This is a genomic window from Actinokineospora sp. NPDC004072 (genome assembly GCF_053604195.1).
Genome location: NZ_JBSGHB010000005.1, coordinates 134,416 through 154,811, shown reverse-complemented (window position 1 = coordinate 154,811; position 20,396 = coordinate 134,416). Strand labels below are relative to the sequence as shown.

18 protein-coding genes are annotated in these 20,396 nt (G+C 72.9%); 11 read left to right on the top strand and 7 right to left on the bottom strand.

Translation table 11 applies throughout. The features are described 5' to 3' along the window. Position 1: 1 nt before the first annotated feature. Entirely contained in the window at positions 2-610 is a 609-nt protein-coding gene (locus ACWEPX_RS09610) for a hypothetical protein (protein WP_451896671.1), read from the top strand. Beyond that, complete coding sequence (locus ACWEPX_RS09605; RefSeq protein ID WP_451896670.1) at positions 607-3,768, top strand: helicase HerA domain-containing protein; 3,162 nt, start codon at positions 607-609, stop codon at positions 3,766-3,768. Before ACWEPX_RS09610 ends, ACWEPX_RS09605 begins: the two co-directional genes overlap by 4 nt. Positions 3,769-3,943: 175 nt before the next feature. Here the strand turns inward: ACWEPX_RS09605 and ACWEPX_RS09600 are convergent, their stop codons facing one another. Beyond that, positions 3,944-5,095 (bottom strand): jacalin-like lectin, encoded by a 1,152-nt coding sequence (locus ACWEPX_RS09600; RefSeq protein WP_451896669.1) that lies wholly within the window; start codon positions 5,093-5,095, stop codon positions 3,944-3,946. 458 nt (positions 5,096-5,553) lie between these two features. Between ACWEPX_RS09600 and ACWEPX_RS09595 the strand changes: the two genes are divergently transcribed. Beyond that, entirely contained in the window at positions 5,554-6,426 is an 873-nt protein-coding gene (locus ACWEPX_RS09595; protein ID WP_451896883.1) for a hypothetical protein, read from the top strand. 196 nt (positions 6,427-6,622) lie between these two features. Here the strand turns inward: ACWEPX_RS09595 and ACWEPX_RS09590 are convergent, their stop codons facing one another. Beyond that, positions 6,623-7,411, bottom strand: coding sequence for a hypothetical protein (locus ACWEPX_RS09590; protein ID WP_451896668.1), 789 nt, complete (start codon positions 7,409-7,411; stop codon positions 6,623-6,625). A 175-nt stretch (positions 7,412-7,586) separates the two neighbouring features. On the opposite strand from ACWEPX_RS09590, the gene ACWEPX_RS09585 reads away from it, so the two are divergent. From ACWEPX_RS09585 to ACWEPX_RS09575, 3 genes are all read left to right on the top strand, one after another. Next, a complete protein-coding gene (locus tag ACWEPX_RS09585; RefSeq protein ID WP_451896667.1) occupies positions 7,587-8,765 on the top strand; it encodes a globin domain-containing protein in 1,179 nt (392 codons plus the stop codon). 125 nt (positions 8,766-8,890) lie between these two features. After that, positions 8,891-9,682 (top strand): 2OG-Fe(II)-dependent halogenase WelO5 family protein, encoded by a 792-nt coding sequence (locus ACWEPX_RS09580; RefSeq protein WP_451896666.1) that lies wholly within the window; start codon positions 8,891-8,893, stop codon positions 9,680-9,682. After that, positions 9,679-10,629: a serine/threonine dehydratase gene (locus ACWEPX_RS09575; protein WP_451896665.1), complete on the top strand. Its 951-nt coding sequence runs from the start codon at positions 9,679-9,681 to the stop codon at positions 10,627-10,629. Before ACWEPX_RS09580 ends, ACWEPX_RS09575 begins: the two co-directional genes overlap by 4 nt. A gap of 111 nt (positions 10,630-10,740) precedes the next feature. Here ACWEPX_RS09575 and ACWEPX_RS09570 read toward each other — a convergent pair whose 3' ends face one another. The 3 genes from ACWEPX_RS09570 to ACWEPX_RS09560 all read right to left on the bottom strand — a co-directional run bounded on the left by ACWEPX_RS09570 (position 10,741) and on the right by ACWEPX_RS09560 (position 12,493). Continuing rightward, positions 10,741-10,959: a heavy-metal-associated domain-containing protein gene (locus ACWEPX_RS09570; RefSeq protein ID WP_451896664.1), complete on the bottom strand. Its 219-nt coding sequence runs from the start codon at positions 10,957-10,959 to the stop codon at positions 10,741-10,743. Further along, on the bottom strand, positions 10,956-11,993 hold the full coding sequence (locus ACWEPX_RS09565) for an urease accessory protein UreH domain-containing protein (protein ID WP_451896663.1): 1,038 nt from the start codon (positions 11,991-11,993) through the stop codon (positions 10,956-10,958). The genes ACWEPX_RS09570 and ACWEPX_RS09565 overlap by 4 nt, the downstream gene beginning before the upstream one ends. An 83-nt stretch (positions 11,994-12,076) precedes the next feature. Beyond that, complete coding sequence (locus ACWEPX_RS09560; RefSeq protein ID WP_451896662.1) at positions 12,077-12,493, bottom strand: hypothetical protein; 417 nt, start codon at positions 12,491-12,493, stop codon at positions 12,077-12,079. A 205-nt stretch (positions 12,494-12,698) separates the two neighbouring features. Here ACWEPX_RS09560 and ACWEPX_RS09555 point away from each other — a divergent pair, with 205 nt between their 5' ends. The 3 genes from ACWEPX_RS09555 to ACWEPX_RS09545 all read left to right on the top strand — a co-directional run bounded on the left by ACWEPX_RS09555 (position 12,699) and on the right by ACWEPX_RS09545 (position 18,228). Beyond that, positions 12,699-16,730 (top strand): DUF4082 domain-containing protein, encoded by a 4,032-nt coding sequence (locus ACWEPX_RS09555; RefSeq protein WP_451896661.1) that lies wholly within the window; start codon positions 12,699-12,701, stop codon positions 16,728-16,730. Between the two features lie 188 nt (positions 16,731-16,918). Then, a complete protein-coding gene (locus ACWEPX_RS09550; protein WP_451896660.1) occupies positions 16,919-17,281 on the top strand; it encodes a BlaI/MecI/CopY family transcriptional regulator in 363 nt (120 codons plus the stop codon). After that, the gene (locus ACWEPX_RS09545) at positions 17,278-18,228 is read left to right on the top strand and encodes a M56 family metallopeptidase (RefSeq protein ID WP_451896659.1); all 951 of its coding nucleotides are present in this window, start codon (positions 17,278-17,280) and stop codon (positions 18,226-18,228) included. Before ACWEPX_RS09550 ends, ACWEPX_RS09545 begins: the two co-directional genes overlap by 4 nt. A gap of 4 nt (positions 18,229-18,232) precedes the next feature. Here the strand turns inward: ACWEPX_RS09545 and ACWEPX_RS09540 are convergent, their stop codons facing one another. Together ACWEPX_RS09540 and ACWEPX_RS09535 are read right to left on the bottom strand one after the other, a co-directional pair. Beyond that, the gene (locus ACWEPX_RS09540) at positions 18,233-18,463 is read right to left on the bottom strand and encodes a hypothetical protein (protein ID WP_451896658.1); all 231 of its coding nucleotides are present in this window, start codon (positions 18,461-18,463) and stop codon (positions 18,233-18,235) included. Then, a complete protein-coding gene (locus ACWEPX_RS09535; RefSeq protein WP_451896657.1) occupies positions 18,460-18,693 on the bottom strand; it encodes a hypothetical protein in 234 nt (77 codons plus the stop codon). Before ACWEPX_RS09535 ends, ACWEPX_RS09540 begins: the two co-directional genes overlap by 4 nt. Before the next feature lie 154 nt (positions 18,694-18,847). On the opposite strand from ACWEPX_RS09535, the gene ACWEPX_RS09530 reads away from it, so the two are divergent. Together ACWEPX_RS09530 and ACWEPX_RS09525 are read left to right on the top strand one after the other, a co-directional pair. Next, on the top strand, positions 18,848-19,759 hold the full coding sequence (locus ACWEPX_RS09530; RefSeq protein ID WP_451896656.1) for a cation diffusion facilitator family transporter: 912 nt from the start codon (positions 18,848-18,850) through the stop codon (positions 19,757-19,759). Positions 19,760-19,766: 7 nt separating this feature from the next. Then, positions 19,767-20,381 (top strand): methyltransferase family protein, encoded by a 615-nt coding sequence (locus ACWEPX_RS09525; protein ID WP_451896655.1) that lies wholly within the window; start codon positions 19,767-19,769, stop codon positions 20,379-20,381. Positions 20,382-20,396: the final 15 nt, after the last annotated feature.

The following is a 20,396-nucleotide window of genomic DNA, read 5'->3' as shown; positions in this document are numbered from 1 at the left end:
GATGCCCGAGGAACGGCTGACCATGCGCGAGCGCGCCGCGCTGCTGGTGCTCATGGCGGAGGCCCGCGAGCTGACCAACGCCGAGCTGCGGGAGCTGGCGGGGTTCACCCTTGACGGCGACAGCCGCCGCAAGCTCAACGACCTCGGGCTGGTCACCAGCACCAAGTCGGGCCGGGCGTTCGTGCACGACCTCACCGACAGCGGAGCTGTGCGCTGCCAGGCCGAGCTGTCCGCCCCGCGACCTCCCCGGGCCGGTTATGCAGGCGGCGCCCTCTATGCGCTGCTGGCCGGTCTGCGCCGCCACCTGGAGGCCACCGGCGGCACCCTCGGCGAGCTCTTCGCCGCGGACCTGGGCCGCCGGGTGGAGGGCGCCTACCGCGCGCTGGCCCCGCGCCCCGGCGACGCGGTGCCCCTGCGCGCACTGCGCGACCACCTCGACGACGTGCCCGCCGACCGGCTCGACCGGGCGCTGACGCGCCTCGCGGACCGCCCCGACGTGCACCTGCGCGCCGAGGCCGACCAGAAGTCGCTCACCGAGCAGGACCGGGTGGCCGCGCTGGTCCTCGGCGGCAGCCCGCGCCACACCCTGGCGATCGAGGCGGCCGGGTGAACGAGGAGCAGCGCCACGCCCTGTCGTCGCTGCAGTTCGGCTGGGCGGTGACACCGGACGACATCTGGAGCCCCATGCACCACCACGTCGACGGCCTGCACCCGCGGGCCGTCGACGCCATCACCCAGGCGGTCGCCGCGGCCGGACGCCGCCCGCAGGCCGGCCCGATGGGCATCGTGCTGCGCGGCGAGCGCGGCGTGGGCAAGACGCACATGCTCGGCTGGCTCAGGCAGCACGTGCAGCAGCAAGGCGGGTCGTTCTTCCTGCTCAAGCTCCTCGACGGCCACTCGTTCTGGGCCGGGGCGGTGCACGGCGTGGTCAGCGGCCTGCTCGACCGCCAGGGCGGGCAGCTGGGCCGCCTGCTCGGCGAACTGGCCCGGCGCACCGGCCAGGACCGGGAGGCCACCATGCGCCTCACCGGCACCCTGCCGGTGAGCAGGCAGAACATCGACGACCTGCTCGACCGGCTCCGCGACCTCGACCCCCAAGTCGCCGTCGAGTGCCAGGACACCCTGCGGGCACTGGTCCTCTACCGCGCGAAGGGCAAGGCGTGGGAGGCGGGCAACGCCTACCTCGTCCTGCCCGAGGGCGTCGAGGCGGCCGACCGGGCGGCATGGGGGTTCAGCCAGGGGGCGCGGCCGCCGCAGCTGCTGCTCGGCGACCTGTCCCGGATCTTCGCCATGACGGGCCCGGTCGTCATGGCCGTCGACCAGGTCGACAGCGTCATCACCCAGGCCGCCGACGGGCCGGGGGAGGACGCCCTGGTCGACCGGCTGGCCGACGGCCTCATGCGGGTGCGCGAGGAGACCCGGCGCACGATCGTGGTCGTGGCCTGCCTGCCGCGCTCGTGGGACCTCATCGAGAACCACGCCGTCAACTCCGCCGCCGACCGGTTCCGCGTGCTCGACCTGCGCACGGCCATGCCCAGCGCGGCCGTGGCGACCGCCATCGCCGAGCGCCACCTCGCAGGCCACTACGGGGAGATCGGCTTCACCCCGCCCCACGCCACCTGGCCGGTGCACCCGTCGGCCTTCGCCGGGGCCGACATCGCCCACTGGACGCCGCGGCGGCTCCTGCAGCGGGTCGACGAGCACGTCCGCTGGTGCCTGACCCACGACACCGTCGAGGAGCTGCGGGACTTCGCCGCCACCGCCGCCGAGCCCGCGCTCCAGCCGACCGTGGTCGCCCGGGAGGCCGACAACCTCGACGCCCTGTTCGCCGACCTGCGCGCCAACGCCGACATCCGCGCACCCCTGGACCACCACCGGGAGGACGAGCGCATGCAGGCCCTGCTCGGCGCCGCCCTGCACTGCTTCGTCCTCGAACAGGGCGCCAACGCCCCCGCGCTGACCGTCGACGCCTCCCGCGGGGCCAACCCGCCCCTGCACGCCCGGCTCCGCCTCACCATCGACGAGGCGGGCGAAGGCGAGGTGCACTGGAGCTTCCGCGCCATCGCCCACCCCCACGCCCGCGCCGTGCTCGCGCGGCTCAAGTCCGCCCAGATGGAGGCGGAGCTCCACCGCGGCAACGACAAGCGGCACCTCGTCGTGCTGCGCAACACGCCCTTCTCCGGCGGCCCCGCCACCACCGCGGCCCTCGCGGCGTTCCGCTCCGCGGGCGGCGTGGACCTGCCCATCGCCGAGGGCGACCTGCGCCTGTTCGCCGCGCTGGAGAAGATGCGCGACCAGTCACCCCCGGGATTCCTGGCGTGGCTGCTCTCCCGCCGCCCCGCGTCGTCCTCGCAGCTGCTGACCAGGGCGCTGGCCGATCTCGCTAGCTTCGCGGAACCGGCCGTGTCGCAGCCAGTCCACGACGGCCCGGAACCGGAGTGGCCCGGCGTCAGCGGCACGCTGTCCCTCCCCGACCCCGACCAGCCTGCGCCCGCGCCGGAGGAACCCGCCGCGGTGGCGCAGGACAGCGCCGACGAGCCGAGCGTGCGGCTGGGCACCCACGTGATGACCGGGACGCCGTTCACCGTCCCGCTCGCCCTGCTGCGCAAGCACACCGTCGTCTTCGCGGGCAGCGGTTCCGGCAAGACCGTGCTGCTGCGCCGCCTGGTCGAGGAGGCCGCGCTGCACGGCGTCTCCTCGATCCTCATCGACACCAACAACGACCTCGCCCGCCTGGGCGACCGCTGGCCCTCGCCGCCCGACCGCTGGGAGCCCGGCGACGCCGAGCGGGCCGAGCGCTACCTGCGCGACACCGACGTGGCGGTCTGGACGCCCCGGCGCGAGGCGGGCCGACCGCTCACCCTCGACCCGCTGCCCGGCTTCGAGCGCGAGCCGGACGACCCCGACGAGTTCCGCACCGCGATCGACGCCGCCGTGGCGGGCTTGCTGCCCCGGACCAACCTGGGCAGCGGCCGCAAGAGCACCACCGGCAAAGCCGTCCTCACCCAGGCGTTGTCGCGCTTCGTCCGCACCGGCGGCGGGGAGCTGCCGGACTTCATCGCCTTCCTGGCCGACCTGCCGCCGGAGGCCAGCACCGTGCGCGACGCCGCCCGCATCGCCGCCGACATGGCCGACGGCCTCAACGCCGCGATGATCAACGACCCGGTGTTCGGCGGGGCGGGCGAACGCCTCGACCCCGGCGTGCTGCTCACCCCGCCCGCGGGCAAGCGGGCCAGGGTGTCGGTGATCAGCTGCATCGGCCTGCACGACGAGCAGCGGCAGACCTTCGTCAACCAGCTCCAGCTCGCCCTGTTCTCGTGGATCAAGCGCAACCCCGCCCGGGACCGGCCCCTCGGCGGGCTCTTCGTGCTGGACGAGGCCCAGACGTTCGTCTCGTCGCGCGCCACGACGGCCTCCACCCAGAGCACCCTGACCCTGGCGTCGCAGGCGCGCAAGTACGGGCTGGGCATGGTCTACGCGACGCAGGCGCCGAAGGCGCTGCACAACGTGGTCTCCGGCAACGCCGCGACCCAGTTCTTCGGCCTGCTCAACGCCCCGGTCCAGATCCAGGCGGCCACCGACCTCGCCCGCGCCAAGGGCGGCCGCATCGACGACGTCTCCCGCCTGCCCGCAGGCCAGTTCTACGGCGCCACCGAGGGAACCGGGCTGTCCAAGATCAAGGTGCCGATGTGCCTGAGCCACCACCCGGCCACGGCCTTGACCGAGGAGGAGGTCTTGGACCGGGCCCGCCAGCCGACCGACGAGTGACCCGGGCGGGCAACCCAGGACCAGGCGCTCACGGGGAAGAACCAGTTGCTCGACTGTGGACTCGTCCCGGGTGGAGCCTCGTGATCGTGCCGCCGTGCTGCGCGCCGGCCCTCCCCGCTGAGGTTTGCTCCCGCCTGCGCCCCGGGTTAACCGCGCGGGGAAGGGCCGGAGCCGGTTAGCTGCCTGCGGGGACTTCGACCGCGTTGTGGTCGCCTAGGGGGACCTCCTCGGACCTGGGGGGTGGGACGGTGCTGGGGTCTTGGACCTCGTCCGGGTGTTCGGTCTTCTGGCGGTCGGTGTAGGTGAGGTCGACGGTCAGGGTGGGGAGCTTGGTCAGGTCGCCCTCGGAGAGGATCTGGCCGGTCTTGGAGTCGGTGACCTCGACCGCGGTGCAGTCGACGCCCGCGTAGCTGCCCCTGACCGGGTAGGAGAAGCGCTCGCCGTTCTGCAGGCGGATCTCCATCTGGCCGGTGTAGTCCAGGGCGGGCAGCCTGCCGACGCGGGTCAGGGCCTGGAGGTAGATGGACTGGCCCGGCAGGAGGGTGCCGGACTCGCCCCAGGAGAGCTTCTTGGTCTCGGTGTTCTTGCTCTCGTGGGTGGCCGTCGCCGACACCTTCCAGCCGAACTTGCCGTCCACCTTGGCGACTTCGGGGATGCCCGCGGAGACGCTGATCTCCTGGTAGATCTCCACGCCCACGCTGACCGACCAGCTCTGGGAGGTCTCCACCTGGCGCTCGCCGTCGAAGTGCCAGTTGCGGGGCTGGGAGGTGGAGTTGTAGTCGGAGAAGGAATCCAGGGTCTTCGGCGCGATGCCGAGGGTGTCGAACGCCAGGTTCGGGTACTGCACGTCGGACAGGACCGCGGAGCTGACCGGGAGCAGGAAGACGAAGCAGCCCGCGTCGATGTCGGACCCGGCCCGGCCGTAGACGCCGACGCAGATCCCGGAGCCGACGTCGACCGGGTACTCCTGCTTGCGGCCCCACGACGTCATGCCGAAGTCGAACTCCCGGCCCCGGTTGGTCTTGAAGTAGATCCAGCCCAGCCGCGTGCCCTCCCCGTTGCCCCACAGCGACATCCGGACGATGCGCTCGCCGGGCTCGAACTCGAACTCGCGGTAGGGGCCGCTGGGGTTGCCGAAGAGCCTGCTGTCGGAGCCGGTGGACCCCGATCGCCACACCTGCATGGCCTTGATCTGCCACTCCCCCGCCCAGACGCCGATCTTCTGCACGATCCTGCCGTCCAGCGGCGGGTAGAAGCCGTAGTCGAACCAGTCGCCACCCTGGCCGCCGATGAAGGTCTGCGGCGCGTAGTAGTTCTCGTAGGGCATTCTTCCTCCATTGCCGAATGAAATGCGGAAATTCCCCCGGGAATAGACGGGGTTACCGACCGGCGCGGGCGGTCGAAGTGCGCGGGCGACCACCGTCGGGCACCGCCGCCCGCGCGTCCATTGTGTTCCGGCCGCAGCCGACCCTGCCAGACAATCGCAGGCGCCCGAGAGGTGTCAATTCCCCATTAGTGCCCTCCGCGCCGGTGATCCACAGCGGACACCGGGCGGCGCGGGGGCTCGCGGGCTCCGGCATCCGGGTCACCGGCGGCGGCCGTTTGGCCCCGGACTCGCCCTAACCTGCGCAATTAGCCGATTGTGTGCGGTGGCGCCGGGGCGGTAGGGATCAGGGTATGACTCAGAACCAGGCTGTTGGGCCACCGCTTCGCGGCGGCGGGGACGCCCCCGGGCGGACCGCCGGATTCGTGTCCGGGCATTTCCCGCGCAAGAAGGGGAAGGTGATCGCGCTCGGGGCGTTGATCGGATTCCTGCTGACCGTCGTGTGGTCGGCGGAGTTCGTCGACAGCGTTATCGGCGACACCGTCGCCAACACGATGTTGGGCCATGACGCGAAGGCGACGCCGATCGCCGGGGTGCTGGCCGGGACGGTGTTCGCGTTCGTGTCCGGGTTGGCGGGGACGTTCACCGCGTGCAACATCGCCGCGTTCGGGGCGGTGGCCCCGCTGCTCGGGGACAACGCCAGCCGCGGGGAGCGGGTCCGGCGGGCGCTGCCGCCGCTGGGCTGGCTCGCGGCCGGGATGCTCACCGTGTCGGTGGTCTACGGGGTGATCGTCGGCCTGGTCGGGACCAGCATGCCGCAGTTCGCCACCACCAGGGTGCCGGGGACGATCCCCGGGTACCTGGTGCAGTCGATGGTGGTCTACGGCATCCTCGGGCTGGCCATGCTGTGGCTGGGGCTCGCGGCGGCGGGGGTCGTCCGGGACCCGCTCGCCGGGCTGACGCGGCGGTGGCCGAACGCGCCGATGGTCGTCATGGGCGCGATGATCGGCGCCTTCCTCGTCGGCAGGCCGTTCCCGCTGTTCCGGCAGATGTTCCGCGACGCGGCCGAGAGCGGCAACCCGCTCTACGGGGCCGCGGCGTTCAGCCTCCAGTCCATCGGCAACATCGTCGTGCTCGCCATCCTCTTCCTGGCGTTGACGTACTTCTTCGGTGCCCGGATGCAGCGGTGGCTGTCCGCCGAGCCCAGCAGGACGGCGAAGATCACCACGGTGTCGCTGGTCAGCGCCGGGGTGTTCCTGGTCCTGTACTGGGACGTCCGCCTGCTGAAGTTCCTCGACCTGATCGCGTGGTACCCGGTCGCGCCCTGGGTCTGACGGGCGGGCGGGGAGGCGGTCATCGCCTCCCCGCCCGGCTCAGGGGAGCCGGGCGAAGCTGGCCAGAACTTGCGCGCCCGCCGCCACTGCCTGCGGTGGGATTCGGCGGCGCAGGCGCGGGGGTCATGAACCTTCGCCAGCCGGTCAGAACGGTGCTGGATGACGACGGGTGCTGAACCGCGGAGAGCTTGGGGCGTCAGGGGTTGTCGAGGTAGCGGGTGTGCTGGGCGGTGCGGGTGCCGGTGGGGTAGGCGCCGTGGGAGGTGCTGAAGACGCCTTGGGTGCAGGCTGGTGGGCGGCGGCCGTGCTCGTCCGCGGCGTGGTGGATGGTTTCGGTGTGGTCGGCTCCGGGGCGCCAGCGGCGGACTTCCTGCCAGGGGTTGCGGGAGTCGTAGCTGGCGGTGAGCCAGTAGACGTGCTGGCCGCAGGCGACGAGGGTGCTGGACATGACCGGGCCGAGGTCGACGCGGTGATCGCCCTTCGTGGCGGTTGCGCGGGAGTAGTCGTGGGCCGGGAGTTGGGTGGGGTCGAGCACGGCGGTGATCTCCCAGCCGTCGATGACGATTCCCTCCCAGATGGTGCAGCCCGCCGTGGGGTTCAGTTGGCGCACCCCGGTGCGGTCGATCCACCAGCGGGACTTGCAGTCGTCGTAGGTGGCCTGTTCGCCGCCGTCGGCCACCAGCATGGAGACCCCGTCACGGCTGGTGTTGACCTGCAGGAGGTGCTTGTCCGGAGGTAGGCAGTGCAGCAGGCGCTCATCGAGCGTGTCCGGATCAATCGCCAACGCGCAGTGCCGCCCGTCCCGGTCCAACGCCGTCATGACGGCTTTGCCGTCGTACTCGCCGGACCAGGAGAAGTAGCCCAGGGCATTCGCCTGGCGCAGCTCGACATTCCCGCCCGTCGCGGCTCGGACGGTCGAGGGGCATGTCTGCGGGACTGGGTGTGGCAGGGCTCTGGTCAGTCGGGGGCGGACGGGACGGTGCATCCCGAGATCGTGAGCGCGCCGGTCGCAAGGACCGCGGTGATCAGCATGGACCGGCGCACGGATCAGCTCGCTTGGCGGAGGGGACCTAGGTCCTGATCTTACGGTCGTTGATTCCCTTTCTCGGGTGGGCAGGTGATCGCAGAGTGGGGAAAGCCCATCGCAGAAGGAGATCCAGTTGCTGTCGGCAGCTTCCGCGGCGGTTGTCCGCGCCACCTTGCCCGTTGTCCGCGCCCATGCTGTGGCGATCACCGGGCACTTCTACCCGTCGATGTTCGAGGCGCATCCGGAGTTGCTCGACCTGTTCAACCAGGGGAACCAGGCCGATGGCAGGCAGCGGGTGGCGCTGGCGTCGGCGGTGATCGCCTTCGCCGAGGACCTGGTGGGTGGGGGCGGCTTCGACGGCATCGCCGAGCGGATCGCGCACAAGCACGTCTCGTTGGGGATTCGGGCGGAGCAGTACCCGATCGTCGGGCGGCATCTGCTGGCTTCGGTGGGGGCGGTGCTCGGTGACGCGGTGACGCCTGCTGTCGCCGCCGCGTGGGACGAGGTCTACTGGCTGCTGGCCTGCCGGTTGATCGCGGCTGAGGCGCGGCTGTACGAGGTCGCCGGGGTCGGGGCGGAGGGGGTGTGGCGGCCCTGGCGGGTGGCCAAGCGGGTCGACGAGGCGGTGGACGCCGTGTCCTTCACGCTCGTGCCCGACGGCGATGACGCGATCCCCGAGTTCGCGCCCGGGCAGTACGTCTCGGTGCTGGTGGACCTGCCGGACGGGCGGCGGCAGCCGCGGCAGTACTCGCTGTCGCAGGGGCCGGGCCGCGGGTCGCTGCGGATCACGGTGCGCCGGGTCCGGGGGAACCCGGACGGCGCGGTGTCCAGCCACCTGCACAACCACCTCGCCGAGGACGACCGGCTGCTGGTCGGCCCGCCCGCGGGCGATACCGCGCTGGCGCCCGGCACGTCCCCGGTGCTGCTGGTGAGCGCGGGCATCGGCATCACCCCGATGGCGGCCATGCTCGACCACATCGCCCGCCACCAGCCGACCCGGCCCGTCATCGCCGCCCACGCGGACCGCACCCCCGACCACCACGCCCTGCGCGCCGACTGCCGCCACGCCCTCGCGGGCCTGACCGACGCCACCCACCTGACCTGGTACGAGTCCGGCCGCGACGCCGGCTCCCACCCGGGCCGCATGGACCCCGCGCTCCTCCCCCTGCCGCCCGGCGCCACCGCCTACCTCTGCGGCCCCCTCCCCTTCATGCGCGACCTCCGCGCGGGCCTGCTGCGCCGCGGCCTGGCCGCCGACCGCATCCGCTACGAGGTGTTCGGTCCAGGCATGCTCGACACCCGAACGCCCTGATCACCGGGGGCAACCAGTTCACGCTGAGGATGAGGGCCGAGCACCGCCATCACCCGATCGGGGGGTGTAGTGGGGGTGGGGGGTGGCATCCGGGGTTGGTCGGCTCGGCGCGGGAGGTGGGCGTGGTGCGGACCTATCGGGATCCCCTGTTCACCGCCGTGGAGGCGGGTGGGTTCAGCGAGCAGCACATCGCCTCGTTGGTGGCGGGGACGGCGGCGGCGGTGCGGGTGCCGGGGTTCCTCGACCAGCAGACCTGCGTCGAGGTGATGGGGGCGCTGGGTGGGCTGCCGGTCGGCGAGTACGACCCGGCGCGGGTGCCGAATCGGGTGGTGCGGTTCGGGCCTGCGCTCAACGACTTCCGCACAGCGGACGGGGGGCTGGACGCCGGGCGGTACTGGCCTGCGGCGACGGCGGCCAAGCTGGCCTGGGAGCGGGCGCGGCTGCGGCCGGACCCCGTGGCCGTGGCGCTGGGCAAGCTCGGCACCGCCTGGGGGAGCGCGGTGACCCCGGCGACCATCGACGGCCGCGAGGTGTTCGGCGGGACCGTGCGCGAGATCAACGACGGGGCGCTGATCCACTGCGACGAGGTGGTGCGGGAGCTGCCGCACGGGTTCGACCAGGCCGTGGTGGCGCAGCTGGCGTTCAACCTGTGGGTGGCCGCGCCGGAGTCCGGCGGGCAGACCGTCATCTGGCGGCGGCGCTGGCAGCCCGAGGACGACGCGCGCCGCGACGCCTACGGCTACCGGTCGACCACCGTGGAGGGGTGCCAGCACGTCTCGCTGCGCCCGCAGGTCGGGGACGCGCTGCTGTTCAACCCCGTCCACCTGCACGCGGTCAACCCCTGCAAGGGCAGGCGCGTGGCCTTCGCGTTCTTCCTCGGGCTGACCACCACCGGCCGGTTGGTGGTCTGGTCGTGACCGCGCTGCCCTACGCGGAGGTCGCCGCCGCCACCGCCCGCGTGGAAGGGGCCGTCCGGCCGGTGCAGCTGCTGCCGGTGGAACCCGTCGGCGGGGCCGAGCTGTGGCTGGCGGCGGAGTACATGCAGCACACGGGCTCGTTCAAGGCGCGCGGCGCGCTCAACTTCACCGCGGCGCACCTGGCGGACATGCCTGCGGCGGGCGTGGTCATCGCCTCCGGCGGCAACGCCGGGCTGGCGTGCGCCTGGGCGGCCCGGCGGCACGGGATCACCGCGACGGTGTTCGTGCCGCGCACCGCTCCCCCGGTCAAGGTCGCCAAGCTGCTGGCCTACGGCGCGGACGTGCGCCAGGTCGGCACCGAGTACGCCCAGGCGATGGCGGCCGCGCACGAGTTCGCCGACCGCACGGGCGCGCTCGCCTCGCACGCCTACGACCACCCGCTCATCGCCGCGGGCGCGGGCACCCTGGCCGAGGAGATCGCGGGCTCGCCCCGGCTGGGCCCGGGCGGGACGACGGTCGTGGTGGCCGTCGGCGGGGGCGGCCTGTTCGCCGGGGTCGCCGCGGTGGCCGAGCACCGCGGCCTGCGGGTGGTGGCGGTGGAGCCCGAGCACTGCCGGGCGCTCAACGCCGCGCTGGAGCAGGGCCGCCCGGTCGACGTCGAGGTCCGCTCGATCGCCGCGGACTCCCTGGGCGCGCGCCGGGTGTCGGGCATGGCGCTGGCGGCCGCGCAGCGCATCGGGGCGCGCTCGGTGCTGGTCGACGACTCGGCCATCGCCGACGCCCGCCAAGCCCTCTGGGACGAGCGCCGCATCGCCGTCGAGCACGCCGCCGCCACCGCGCTCGCCGCCCTGCTGACCGGCGCCTACCGCCCGCAGCAGGGCGAGCGCGTCGTCGTCGTGCTGTGCGGGGCCAACACCGACCCCGCCGACCTCGTCAGCCGGCTCTGATCAGCCTGCCGCGGCAGCCGCCTTTCCCCACCGCTCACGACGGCCTGCGGCGGGCGGACCCCGCGTCGTCGTGGGCACCCGGTCAACCAGCTTGTGACCCGCGGTGGCGCGTCAGGGCAGGGGGGCTGCGGTGTAGCCCAGCTCCTCGATCACCTCGACCACCCGGCTCGGGCTGGTCTGCGCGGTGTCCAGCTCGATGGTGCTGCGGCCGAGCTTCACCTTGGTGGTGGCGCTGCGGACGCCGGGGAGGTCTTCGACGGCGGTGTCGATGAGCAGGGCGCAGCTGCCGCAGCGCAGGCCGTCGACCCGCAGGACGAGGGTGGTGATCACGGGGCCGTCGCCTCCCGGACGGTGATGGTGCCGGTGTACATGCCCATGCTGCAGGCGTAGTCGACCCGCCCTGGCGACAGGACGCCCAAGTCGATGGTCGTGCGGCCGTTGACCGGGAGGATCTCCTGCGTGCCGCCGATGACGAACGAGCGCACGCAGCCTTGGGCGTCGACCGACTCGACCACCAGCGTGGTGGGCACGCCTGCGCGGACCTCGACGTTCTCCGGGCGGTACTTCCCCGTGCTGGCGGTGATGACGACGGTCTGGCGGCCGTCGGCGGTGGTGACCGTGCTGCTGTCGGCCTCCGCGGCCCCGCCGCCGAAGGACTCGGCGATCCGGCTCGCGGCCAGGGGTGAGCCGGCGAGTTCGAGGCCGCCGTTGAGCGTGTAGAGGCCCATTGCGACCACCACCAGGCCGGTGACGGCGGCCAGGCGGCCCCGCCACGCGGTCGCGGCCTTGCGGGCGGCGTAGCCGAGCAGGGCGAAGAGGGGGCCGGTGCCGATGACGAAGACCGCCATCGTGGCCGCGCCCAGCACCGCCGACCCGGACGCGAGCGCTAGGGCCTCCACCGAGAGGGTGACCCCGCACGGGATGAGGACCGTGCTCAGCCCGAGCAGGGCCGGGGCCAGCGCGGCCCGCGAGCGGCTGCGCTCGCGCACGACCCTCTGCCAGGACGCGGGCGGTTCGACGACGATCCTGCGGAAGCCGGGCACGCCGAGCTGGGCCAGGCCGAAGACGATGATCAGCAGCCCGGCGCCGAGCTGCAGCGCGGTGCGCAGCCCGACCGACAGCTCAACGGCGCTGCCGACCGCGCCGAGCAGCGCGCCCAGCAGCGCGTGGGAGACCAGCTTGCCCGCGAGGAAGCCGCCGACCGGGGCGAGGTCGTCGCCGAGGCGCCGGTGCCAGGGCGCCTCCGGGTCCGGGCCGCCCGCCCGCTGGCGGGCGATGAGGCCGGTGAGCAGGCCGCCTTGGACGGCGGCGCAGGAGACGCCACCGGCCAGCAGACCGGTGACCAGGACAGCACCGAGATTCATGGGTTGCTCCAGGGGATTCGAGGTCTTCGCGGCCGTGGTCGGCCGGTGCGTGGCTGCGCCCGCGCGCTGCGGGCAGACCTCTCCTAGATGCGCAGCACGCAGAGCAACGCGAGATCGGGCTCGCTCGGGTGGACCGCGCTCGGATTCCGCGGTCGGCCCGGGGGGCGCGCCCGGGCGCTGATGAGCCGCCCGAGCGGGGCCAGGTCCACCGCGAAGGCCAGGACGGCGGCGAGGACGACCAGGCAGGCGGCGAGCGCGGCGCCCAGGCCGGACGGGTCGGGGATGCCGCCCGCCACCGGCTCGGCATCGACCTGGCACGGCATCGCGTGGTCGGCCTGGGCCGTCGCGTGGCACCCAGCCGAGCCAGCCCCGTGGTCGGCGCTGGGGCAGTGCATGCCCACGGTGAGGCCCAGCACGGCGAGGACGGCGACCACGCCGACGAGCCGCGCGAGGAGTCCCCGTGCGGCGGGTCGGCGGCGCGCGCCCATCACGGGGGTCATGGTACGAGCTGCCCGTGTCGGTCAGATGTTCGGGCAGTCCAACTATGACGGTTAGTACGATCGTCGCCGCATTGGATGATTCCCGTTCGAGGCGTAACGAGTCTCCTGCTATCACGATTAGTAGGTGACTTGCCCGCGGCTGCGGTGGCCGCGCGGAGCTGGAGCGGCGGGCCGGGCCCCGCCGCGGTGATCGGTGGAGGCTGGGATGGGCCGCAGGCTGGCCTTGTCGCGCGGGGCGGTCGGCGGGCCCCGGATCGTGCTCGCCGGGCTCATGGTGGCCGTGGGCCTGCCGGTCCTGGTGGCCCTGCCCGCGTCGGCGGGCCCCTGCGACGCGCCCACCAACCCGGTCGTCTGCGAGAACTCCAAGCCGGGCACGCCCAGGGACGACTGGTTCATCGAGTCCCCGTACGGCGACATCGAGGGCTTTGCGACGGCGGCGAGCGTGCAGCCGGGCGAGCGGCTGGACTTCAAGATCAAGACGCCGAGCACCGACTACGAGGTCGACATCGTGCGCCTGGGGTGGTACCAGGGCAACGGCGGCCGGTTGCAGGCCACGCTGTCGCCCACGGCGCCGCTGCCGCAGTCCCAGCCGCAGTGCGCCTACGACGGCTCCACCGGCCTGGTCGACTGCGGGAACTGGGGTGTGTCGGCGAGCTGGTTCGTGCCGCCGACGGCGGTGTCGGGCTTCTACGTCGCCAACTTCATCCGCAACGACCAACCGGGCGCCAGCCAGTTCCCCTTCGTCGTGCGCAACGACTCCTCCCGGTCGGACATCGTCGTGCAGACCTCCGACCAGACCTGGCAGGCGTACAACAAGTGGGGCGACCGGCCGGGCGTCAACGACTTCAACCTCTACGAGGGCGGCTTCCCCGGCTCGCCGGACGGCCGCGCGTTCAAGGTCAGCTACAACCGGCCGTACCGCAACGCGGGCACGTCCAACTTCCTCAACGCCGAGTACCCGATGGTGCGGTTCCTGGAGCGCAACGGGTACGACGTGTCCTACATCTCGGGCGTGGACGCGACCCGCGACCCCGGGCTGCTGCGCAACCACAAGGTGTTCATGTCCAGCGGGCACGACGAGTACCACAACGCCCGGCAGCGCGACGGGATCGAAGCCGCGCGCGACGCGGGCGTGAACCTGTTCTGGGCCACCGGGAACACGATGTTCTGGAAGACGCGGTTCGAGAACTCGATCGACGGCTCGAACACGCCCTACCGCACCTTGGCCTGCTACAAGGAGACCAAGGCCCCGGGCGGCGCGAAGATCGACCCGCACCCGGAGTGGACGGGCACCTGGCGCGACCCCCGGTCCTCGCCCCCGTCGGACGGCGGGCAGCCGGAGAACGCGCTGATCGGCGCGTTGTTCATGGTCAACGGCTACCGGGCCGACGCGATCGAGGTCCCCAAGTCCTACGGCCGCAACCGGCTCTGGCGCAACACTTCCGTGGCCACCGCCACCGGAACCACAAGGTTTCCCGCAGGCACCCTCGGCTACGAGTGGGACACCGACCCGGACAACGGCTTCCGACCCGCAGGCTCCATCCGGCTCTCACACACGACCGTGAACGTCGACTTCGGCATGCTGCTGCTCGACCACGGCAACACCTACGGCGCAGGCCCGGCCGACCACAACATCACCCTCTACCGCGACCCCGAAAGCAAAGCGCTGGTATTCAACACCGCCACCGTCCAATGGGCATGGGGCCTCGACGACGACCACACCTTCCCCTACGGCGCTCCCCCGACCGCGCCCACCAGCCCGGCCATGCAGCAGGCGACCGTCAACATGCTCGCCGACATGGGCGCCCAACCCCGCACGCTGATGCCCGGCCTGGTCGCAGCCACCAAGAGCACCGACATCACCGGCCCGAACGTCACGATCAACGGCCTGAGCAACGGCCAGACCATCCCCGCAGGCACCACCGTGAACCTCACCGGCACCGCTGCCGATGTCGGCGGCGGGAAGGTCGCGGGCGTCGAAGTCTCCGTTGACGGCGGCACGACCTGGAAGCGCGCCAACGGTTTGGATTCGTGGAGCTACCAGTGGACGCCCTCGACGCTCGGCCCGGCCAGTGTGAAGGTCCGCGCTTCCGACGACTTGGCCACGATTGGCAACACCCTGACGGTCAACGTCACCGTCGGCCCGCAGCAGTGCCCGTGCAGCATCTTCGGCAACGCCACCCCAGCCACCATCGACAGCGGTGACAACGCCTCGATCGAGGTCGGCACCAAGTTCACCACCTCGGTCAACGCCACCGTCACCGGCATGCGCTTCTACAAAGCCGCCGCCAACACCGGCACCCACACCGGCTCCCTGTGGTCGCCGGGCGGCCAACGCCTGGCCACCGGCACCTTCCACAACGAGACCGCCTCAGGCTGGCAGACCCTCACATTCGACCGCCCGGTGCAGATCCGCTCCGGCACGCCGTACGTCGTCTCCTACCACGCACCGGCAGGCCGCTACTCGGTCGACGCGGGCTACTTCAACGACAAAGGCGCAGGCATCGTCCCGGTGACCGCACCCAAGTCCAGCTCCGTCGCAGGCGGAAACGGCGTCTTCAAGTACGGGCAAGGCTTCCCCGACACCTCGTTCAACGGCGGCAACTACTGGGTCGACGTCATCGTCACCACCGACACCGCCGACAACACCCGCCCGACGGTCCAGTCGGTGTCGCCCGCCGCAGGCGCGGCTTACCTCGACTCCTCGATCACGGCCACCTTCAACGAGGACGTCGACCCCGGCAGCGTCCGGTTCACCGTGCAGGCGGGCGGCAACCCCATCGCGGGCACGGTCACCGCCGACGGCCCGGTCGCGCGGTTCACCGCCACCGACCTGCTGCCGCCCAACACCCAGCACTCGGTGGAGGTCACCGCGACCGACGGCTACGGCAACGCCCTGGCCGCCCCGAGGAAGTGGTCCTTCACCACCGGCACCGGCCTGGCCCCCTGTCCGTGCACGCTGTTCGGGCAGCGCACCCCCGCGGTGGTCGAGGCCGCCGACACCGGGGACGTCGAGCTGGGCGTGAAATTCGCCGTCTCGGCCAACGCGACGGCCACCGGCGTCCGGTTCTACAAGTCCGCCGGCAACACGGGCACGCACACCGGCACCCTGTGGACCGGCACCGGCCAGCGCCTGGCCACGGGGACCTTCACCGACGAGACCGAGTCCGGCTGGCAAACGCTGTCCTTCGACAAGCCGGTGCAGCTCTCCGCGGGCCAGACCTACGTCGCGTCCTACCGCGCGCCCCACGGCCGGTACTCGGTCGACCCCGGCTACTTCGCCGACAAGGGCGCCGGGCGCGGCATCCTCACCGCGCCCTCCTCACCGGCCGCAGGCGGCCAGGGCGTCTACGTCTACGGCGGCGGGTTCCCGACCAGCTCCTTCAACCACAACAACTACTGGGTCGACGTCATCGTCGACACCGAAGGCGCGGACACGACCCCGCCCGCGGTCACCAGCACCTCCCCCGCCAACGGCGCGACCGACGTCCCCACGGGCACGGGCGTCACGGTGACCTTCTCCGAGGCGATCAATCCGGCGAAGCTCCAGTTCACCGTCAGCCAGGGCGCGAGCAGCGTGCCGGGCTCGGTGCGGGTGGCCCCGGACGGCAGCAGCGCGACGTTCGTGTCCACGACGCCGCTGCCCGGCAGCGCGGCGCTGACGGCATCGGTGCGGGCCAGCGACCCGATGGGCAACCCCATGCCCGCTCCGCACACCTGGTCGTTCACCACGGCGGCCAGCGGGGCTTGCCCGTGCAGCCTGTTCCGGCCCACCGACACCCCGGCGACGAGCGCGGTCGACTCCCCCGTCGAACTCGGCGTGCGCGTCGTCCCGGCCGTGGACGGCTGGATCACCGGCGTCCGCTTCTACCAGACCGCGGGCGACCCGGGCACGCACACCGGCACGCTGTGGTCGCCGTCGGGGGCGGTCCTGGCCATCGGGGCGTTCCCCGCCCAGTCGGCCGCGGGCTGGCGCACGCTGAGCTTCGCCGAGCCGGTCCCGGTGACCGCGGGGACGGCCTACGTGGTCTCCTACTGGACCTCGGCCGGGCGCTACGGCCTGACCCGGGGCTTCTTCGGCGACGACCACACCGCCGGACTGCTGACCGCCCCGGCAGCCACCGCCGAGCAGCCCAACGGCGTGTTCCAGTACGGCGGCGGAGGGGTGTTCCCGACCGGCTCGGGCGACGGCTCGAACTACTGGGTCGACGCGGTGTTCACCACGACCCGGCCCTAGGTGGCGTCGGACGGGCGGGGAGAGGTCCCACCCCATGCCCGCCCGTCCGACGCGCGAACCCGCCGCGCCGAGGGGGGGAATCGCGCGGCGGACGGAGCTACTATACAGCCTAGTAGACCGGGTTTCCGGTTCTCGCGCCTCCTGACCTGGGGATCGACTGCGCCGTATCCTGGCGCGCGGGAGGCGGGATGCAGGGATTGGGCGAACTCGAAGCCGCGGTGATGGACGTGCTGTGGGGCGCGACCGGCACGCGCACCGTGCGCGAGGTCCTCGTCGCGCTGAACAGCACGCGGAACCTGGCCTACACCACGGTGATGACCGTGCTGGACAACCTGCACCGCAAGGGCTGGGTGATCCGCGAGATGGACCAGCGCGCCTACCGGTACGCCCCCGCCACCAGCCGCGAGGAGGCCGCCGCCCGGGCGCTGCGCTCGCTGCTGGAGGCCAGCGGCGACCCGCAGTCGGTGCTGATGCACTTCGTCAAGTCGGCCTCCCAGCGCGAGTCGGAGATGCTGCGCAAGGCCCTCGACCAGGCCCCGGGCGAGCCGTGATCGTCGCGGCCGCGCTGCTGCTGGGCGCCGCGGTGACCGCGTGGCTGCTGCCCGCGCACCTGCGCAAGCTCACCACCAGCCGGGTCGACCCGGTCGTGGCGATCGCCTGGTGGCTGGTCAGCTGCGCCGGGGTGCTGGGCACCGGCGCGGCCGGGGTGGTGCTGGTCGTGCTGCCCGACCACGGCCCCGCGCGCGAGCTGCTGGCCTGGATCCACAGCTGCTGGACCGCGCTCAGCCACGGGGACCTGCCCACCGTCGAGGACGGGATCGGCGTGCTCGGCGCGCTGGCGGTGGCCGCGGCCGCGGTGCGCACCGGGGCCGTGGCGCTGCGGCGGCGGTCCCGCTCCCGGGCCGAGCGCCGCCGCCAGCTCGACCTCCTGCGGGTCGTGGTGGGCCCGGCCGCGCAGACCTCGCCGGTGGTGTGGCTGGACGTCCACCAGCCCGTCGCCTACAGCGTCGCGGGCAGGCCGGGCGTCGTGGTGGTCAGCAGCGGGCTGCGGGACCACCTGTCCGCCGAGGAGGTGGCCGCCGTGCTCGCCCACGAGCGCGCCCACGTCCGGGGCGGCCACCACCTGCTGGTCGGCCTCGCCGACGCGCTGGGCACCGCGCTGCCGTTCCTCCCGCTCACGCGCGCGCTCCCAGCCGCGATCCGCACGCTGGTCGAGATGGCCGCCGACCGCGCCGCGGCGGCGACCTGCGGCGCGGCGGCCGTCCGCGGCGCGCTCACCCGCATCGGCCTCACCGCCTCCCCGCCGGGCGCCCTGTCGATCGCCGACGACGACGTGGGTGGGCGCATCGAGCGCCTGCGGCGACCGCCGCGCTCGGGCCGGGTGCAGCGGGCCGTGGAGCTGGCGCTGACCCTGCCCGCCGCCATCGCCCTCCCGGGCGCCGTCGGCATCGGCATCCTGGCCGCGGGCGCGCTGACCTGCCCGCTGCTGCCCTGGTGACCGGCTACCCCGCCCGCTTCCGCTCGGCCACGACCATCAGCACGACGCCGACCAGCCACGCGAGCACCACGGGGATGAGCAGCCAGTAGTTCACGGTCAGGACCGCCGCCACGCCGACGGCGGCGCCCACGGCCAGCGGGGCGATGACGACCGCGCCCGCCCTGTTCAGCGACGCGCCGACCAGCGTCAGCCACACGGCCAGGACGGGGAGGTAGAGGACGACCTGGGGGCTCACCGGTCGTCCTGCCGTTGGTCGGGGCGGCCGAGGCGCGGGCGCGTCTTGTCGTCGGGGACGGCCGCCGAGGTGCGGGGCAGCGGTTCGGCCAGCGCCTTGCGGCGCTGCTCGGCGCGCTCCGCGCGGTCGGGGTCGGCGCGCTGGGCCAGGAGCACCAGGGCGACCAGGCCGATGACGACGACCAGGACCACCAGCAGCACCCACGGGCCCGACGCGGCTCCGCTGCCCATGCCGTTGCACCCCCTGAGTACTAACGTCTCTAGTAGACCGAGTATCACACCCGCTTCGCCCGCCAGCGGCAGCCGGGTCCGGCTTGGCTTCCCCTCCGGGCCGTGGCAGACTCATCAACGCATGCGAATGTATGCATCCGACAGGGAGGGTCCGATGGGGCAGGGGCACGGCCACGGGACGCCGCCGCCGGTGGGCAGCGCGTCGGGCAAGTACGTGCGGCGGCTGGCGATCGCGATCGGCCTGGGGCTGGTCACCTTCGTGACCCAGCTGGTGGTGGGGCTGTCGACCTCGTCGCTGGCGCTGCTGTCGGACTCGGCCCACGTGCTCACCGACGTGCTCGGGGTGGCCGCGGCGCTGGGGGCGATCCTGCTGGCCAAGCGCGCCCGCAGCCGGGCCGACCGCACGTTCGGGATGTACCGGGCGGAGGTCTTCGCCGCGCTGGTCAACGCCGTGCTGCTGTTCGCGGTCGCCGGGTGGGTGCTCTACGAGGCCGTCAGCCGCCTCGGCGCCCCGCCCGAGGTGCCCGGCCTGCCCGTGGTGATCGTCGCCCTGGTGGGCCTGGCGATGAACGCGATCGCGCTGGTGCTGCTGATGCAGGGCGCCAAGGAGAGCCTCAACGTGCGCGGCGCCTACCTGGAGGTCCTCGCCGACCTGGTGGGGTCGATCGGCGTGCTGATCAGCGGCGTCATCACGCTGACCACCGGCTGGCGCTACGCCGACACCCTCATCGGCGTGGCGATCGGGCTGTTCGTCCTCCCCCGCGCCTACAGCCTGGGCCGCACCGCGCTGCGCATCCTGTTCCAGCACGCGCCCGCGGGCGTCGACGTCGAGCAGATCAGCGCCGCCCTGCGTGCCCTCCCCGGCGCCAACGAGGTCCACGACCTGCACGTGTGGACGCTGACCTCGGGCATGGAGGTCGTCTCCGCGCACGTCACCCTCGACGCGGGCGCCGACTCCGACGCAGTGCTGACCGCCGCCCGGCACCTGCTCGCCGAGGAGTACGGGCTGCACCACGCGACCCTGCAAGTCGAATCGCCCGGCGCCTGCCACCAGACGCAGTGGTGATCCGGACATGGCAACCACCGCGGTAGTCCTCTACCTGGTCTTCATGGCCATCGCGTTCGGCCTGCGCAGCTACCAGCACTGGCGGCGAACCGGCTCGATCGGCTTCCACGGCGTCCGCGGCGGCGCCCGCGAGCGGCTCGCAGGCGCGCTGTTCGCCGCGGCCGTCGTCCTCGGCCTCGCCGCCCCCTCGACGCAGGCGCTCGGCCTGCTCGACCCGATCACCGCCCTCGACACGACCGCCCTGCACGTCGCGGGCCTGGTGCTGGCCCTCGCGGGCATCGCCACCGTGGTCCTCTCCCAGTCCGCGATGGGCGACTCCTGGCGCATCGGCGTCGACCCCGCGGAAACCACCACCCTGATCACCCGCGGCCTCTTCGCCACCATCCGCAACCCCATCTTCAGCGCGATGGCCCTGGCCTACCTGGGCCTGGCCCTCATGGCCCCCAACCTGTTGGCCTTCGTCGGCCTCATCGCCCTGATCGTCGCCGTGCAACTGCAGGTCCGCCTCGTCGAGGAGCCCCACCTCCACCGCACCCACGGCCCCACCTACGAGCACTACACCGCCCACGCAGGCCGCTTCATCCCCGGCATAGGCCGCATCCCACCCGACCGCTGGCGCTGACAGCAACAACCCCCT

Excerpts from the sequence above, each read along its gene's own strand:
- ACWEPX_RS09610 (WP_451896671.1), top strand. The coding sequence starts at position 2 with ATGCCCGAGGAACGGCTGACCATGCGCGAGCGCGCCGCGCTGCTGGTG.
- ACWEPX_RS09600 (WP_451896669.1), bottom strand. The coding sequence starts at position 5,095 with ATGCCCTACGAGAACTACTACGCGCCGCAGACCTTCATCGGCGGCCAG.
- ACWEPX_RS09590 (WP_451896668.1), bottom strand. The coding sequence starts at position 7,411 with ATGCACCGTCCCGTCCGCCCCCGACTGACCAGAGCCCTGCCACACCCA.
- ACWEPX_RS09565 (WP_451896663.1), bottom strand. The coding sequence starts at position 11,993 with ATGAATCTCGGTGCTGTCCTGGTCACCGGTCTGCTGGCCGGTGGCGTC.
- ACWEPX_RS09560 (WP_451896662.1), bottom strand. The coding sequence starts at position 12,493 with ATGACCCCCGTGATGGGCGCGCGCCGCCGACCCGCCGCACGGGGACTC.
- ACWEPX_RS09555 (WP_451896661.1), top strand. The coding sequence starts at position 12,699 with ATGGGCCGCAGGCTGGCCTTGTCGCGCGGGGCGGTCGGCGGGCCCCGG.
- ACWEPX_RS09550 (WP_451896660.1), top strand. The coding sequence starts at position 16,919 with ATGCAGGGATTGGGCGAACTCGAAGCCGCGGTGATGGACGTGCTGTGG.
- ACWEPX_RS09535 (WP_451896657.1), bottom strand. The coding sequence starts at position 18,693 with ATGGGCAGCGGAGCCGCGTCGGGCCCGTGGGTGCTGCTGGTGGTCCTG.
- ACWEPX_RS09530 (WP_451896656.1), top strand. The coding sequence starts at position 18,848 with ATGGGGCAGGGGCACGGCCACGGGACGCCGCCGCCGGTGGGCAGCGCG.
- ACWEPX_RS09525 (WP_451896655.1), top strand. The coding sequence starts at position 19,767 with ATGGCAACCACCGCGGTAGTCCTCTACCTGGTCTTCATGGCCATCGCG.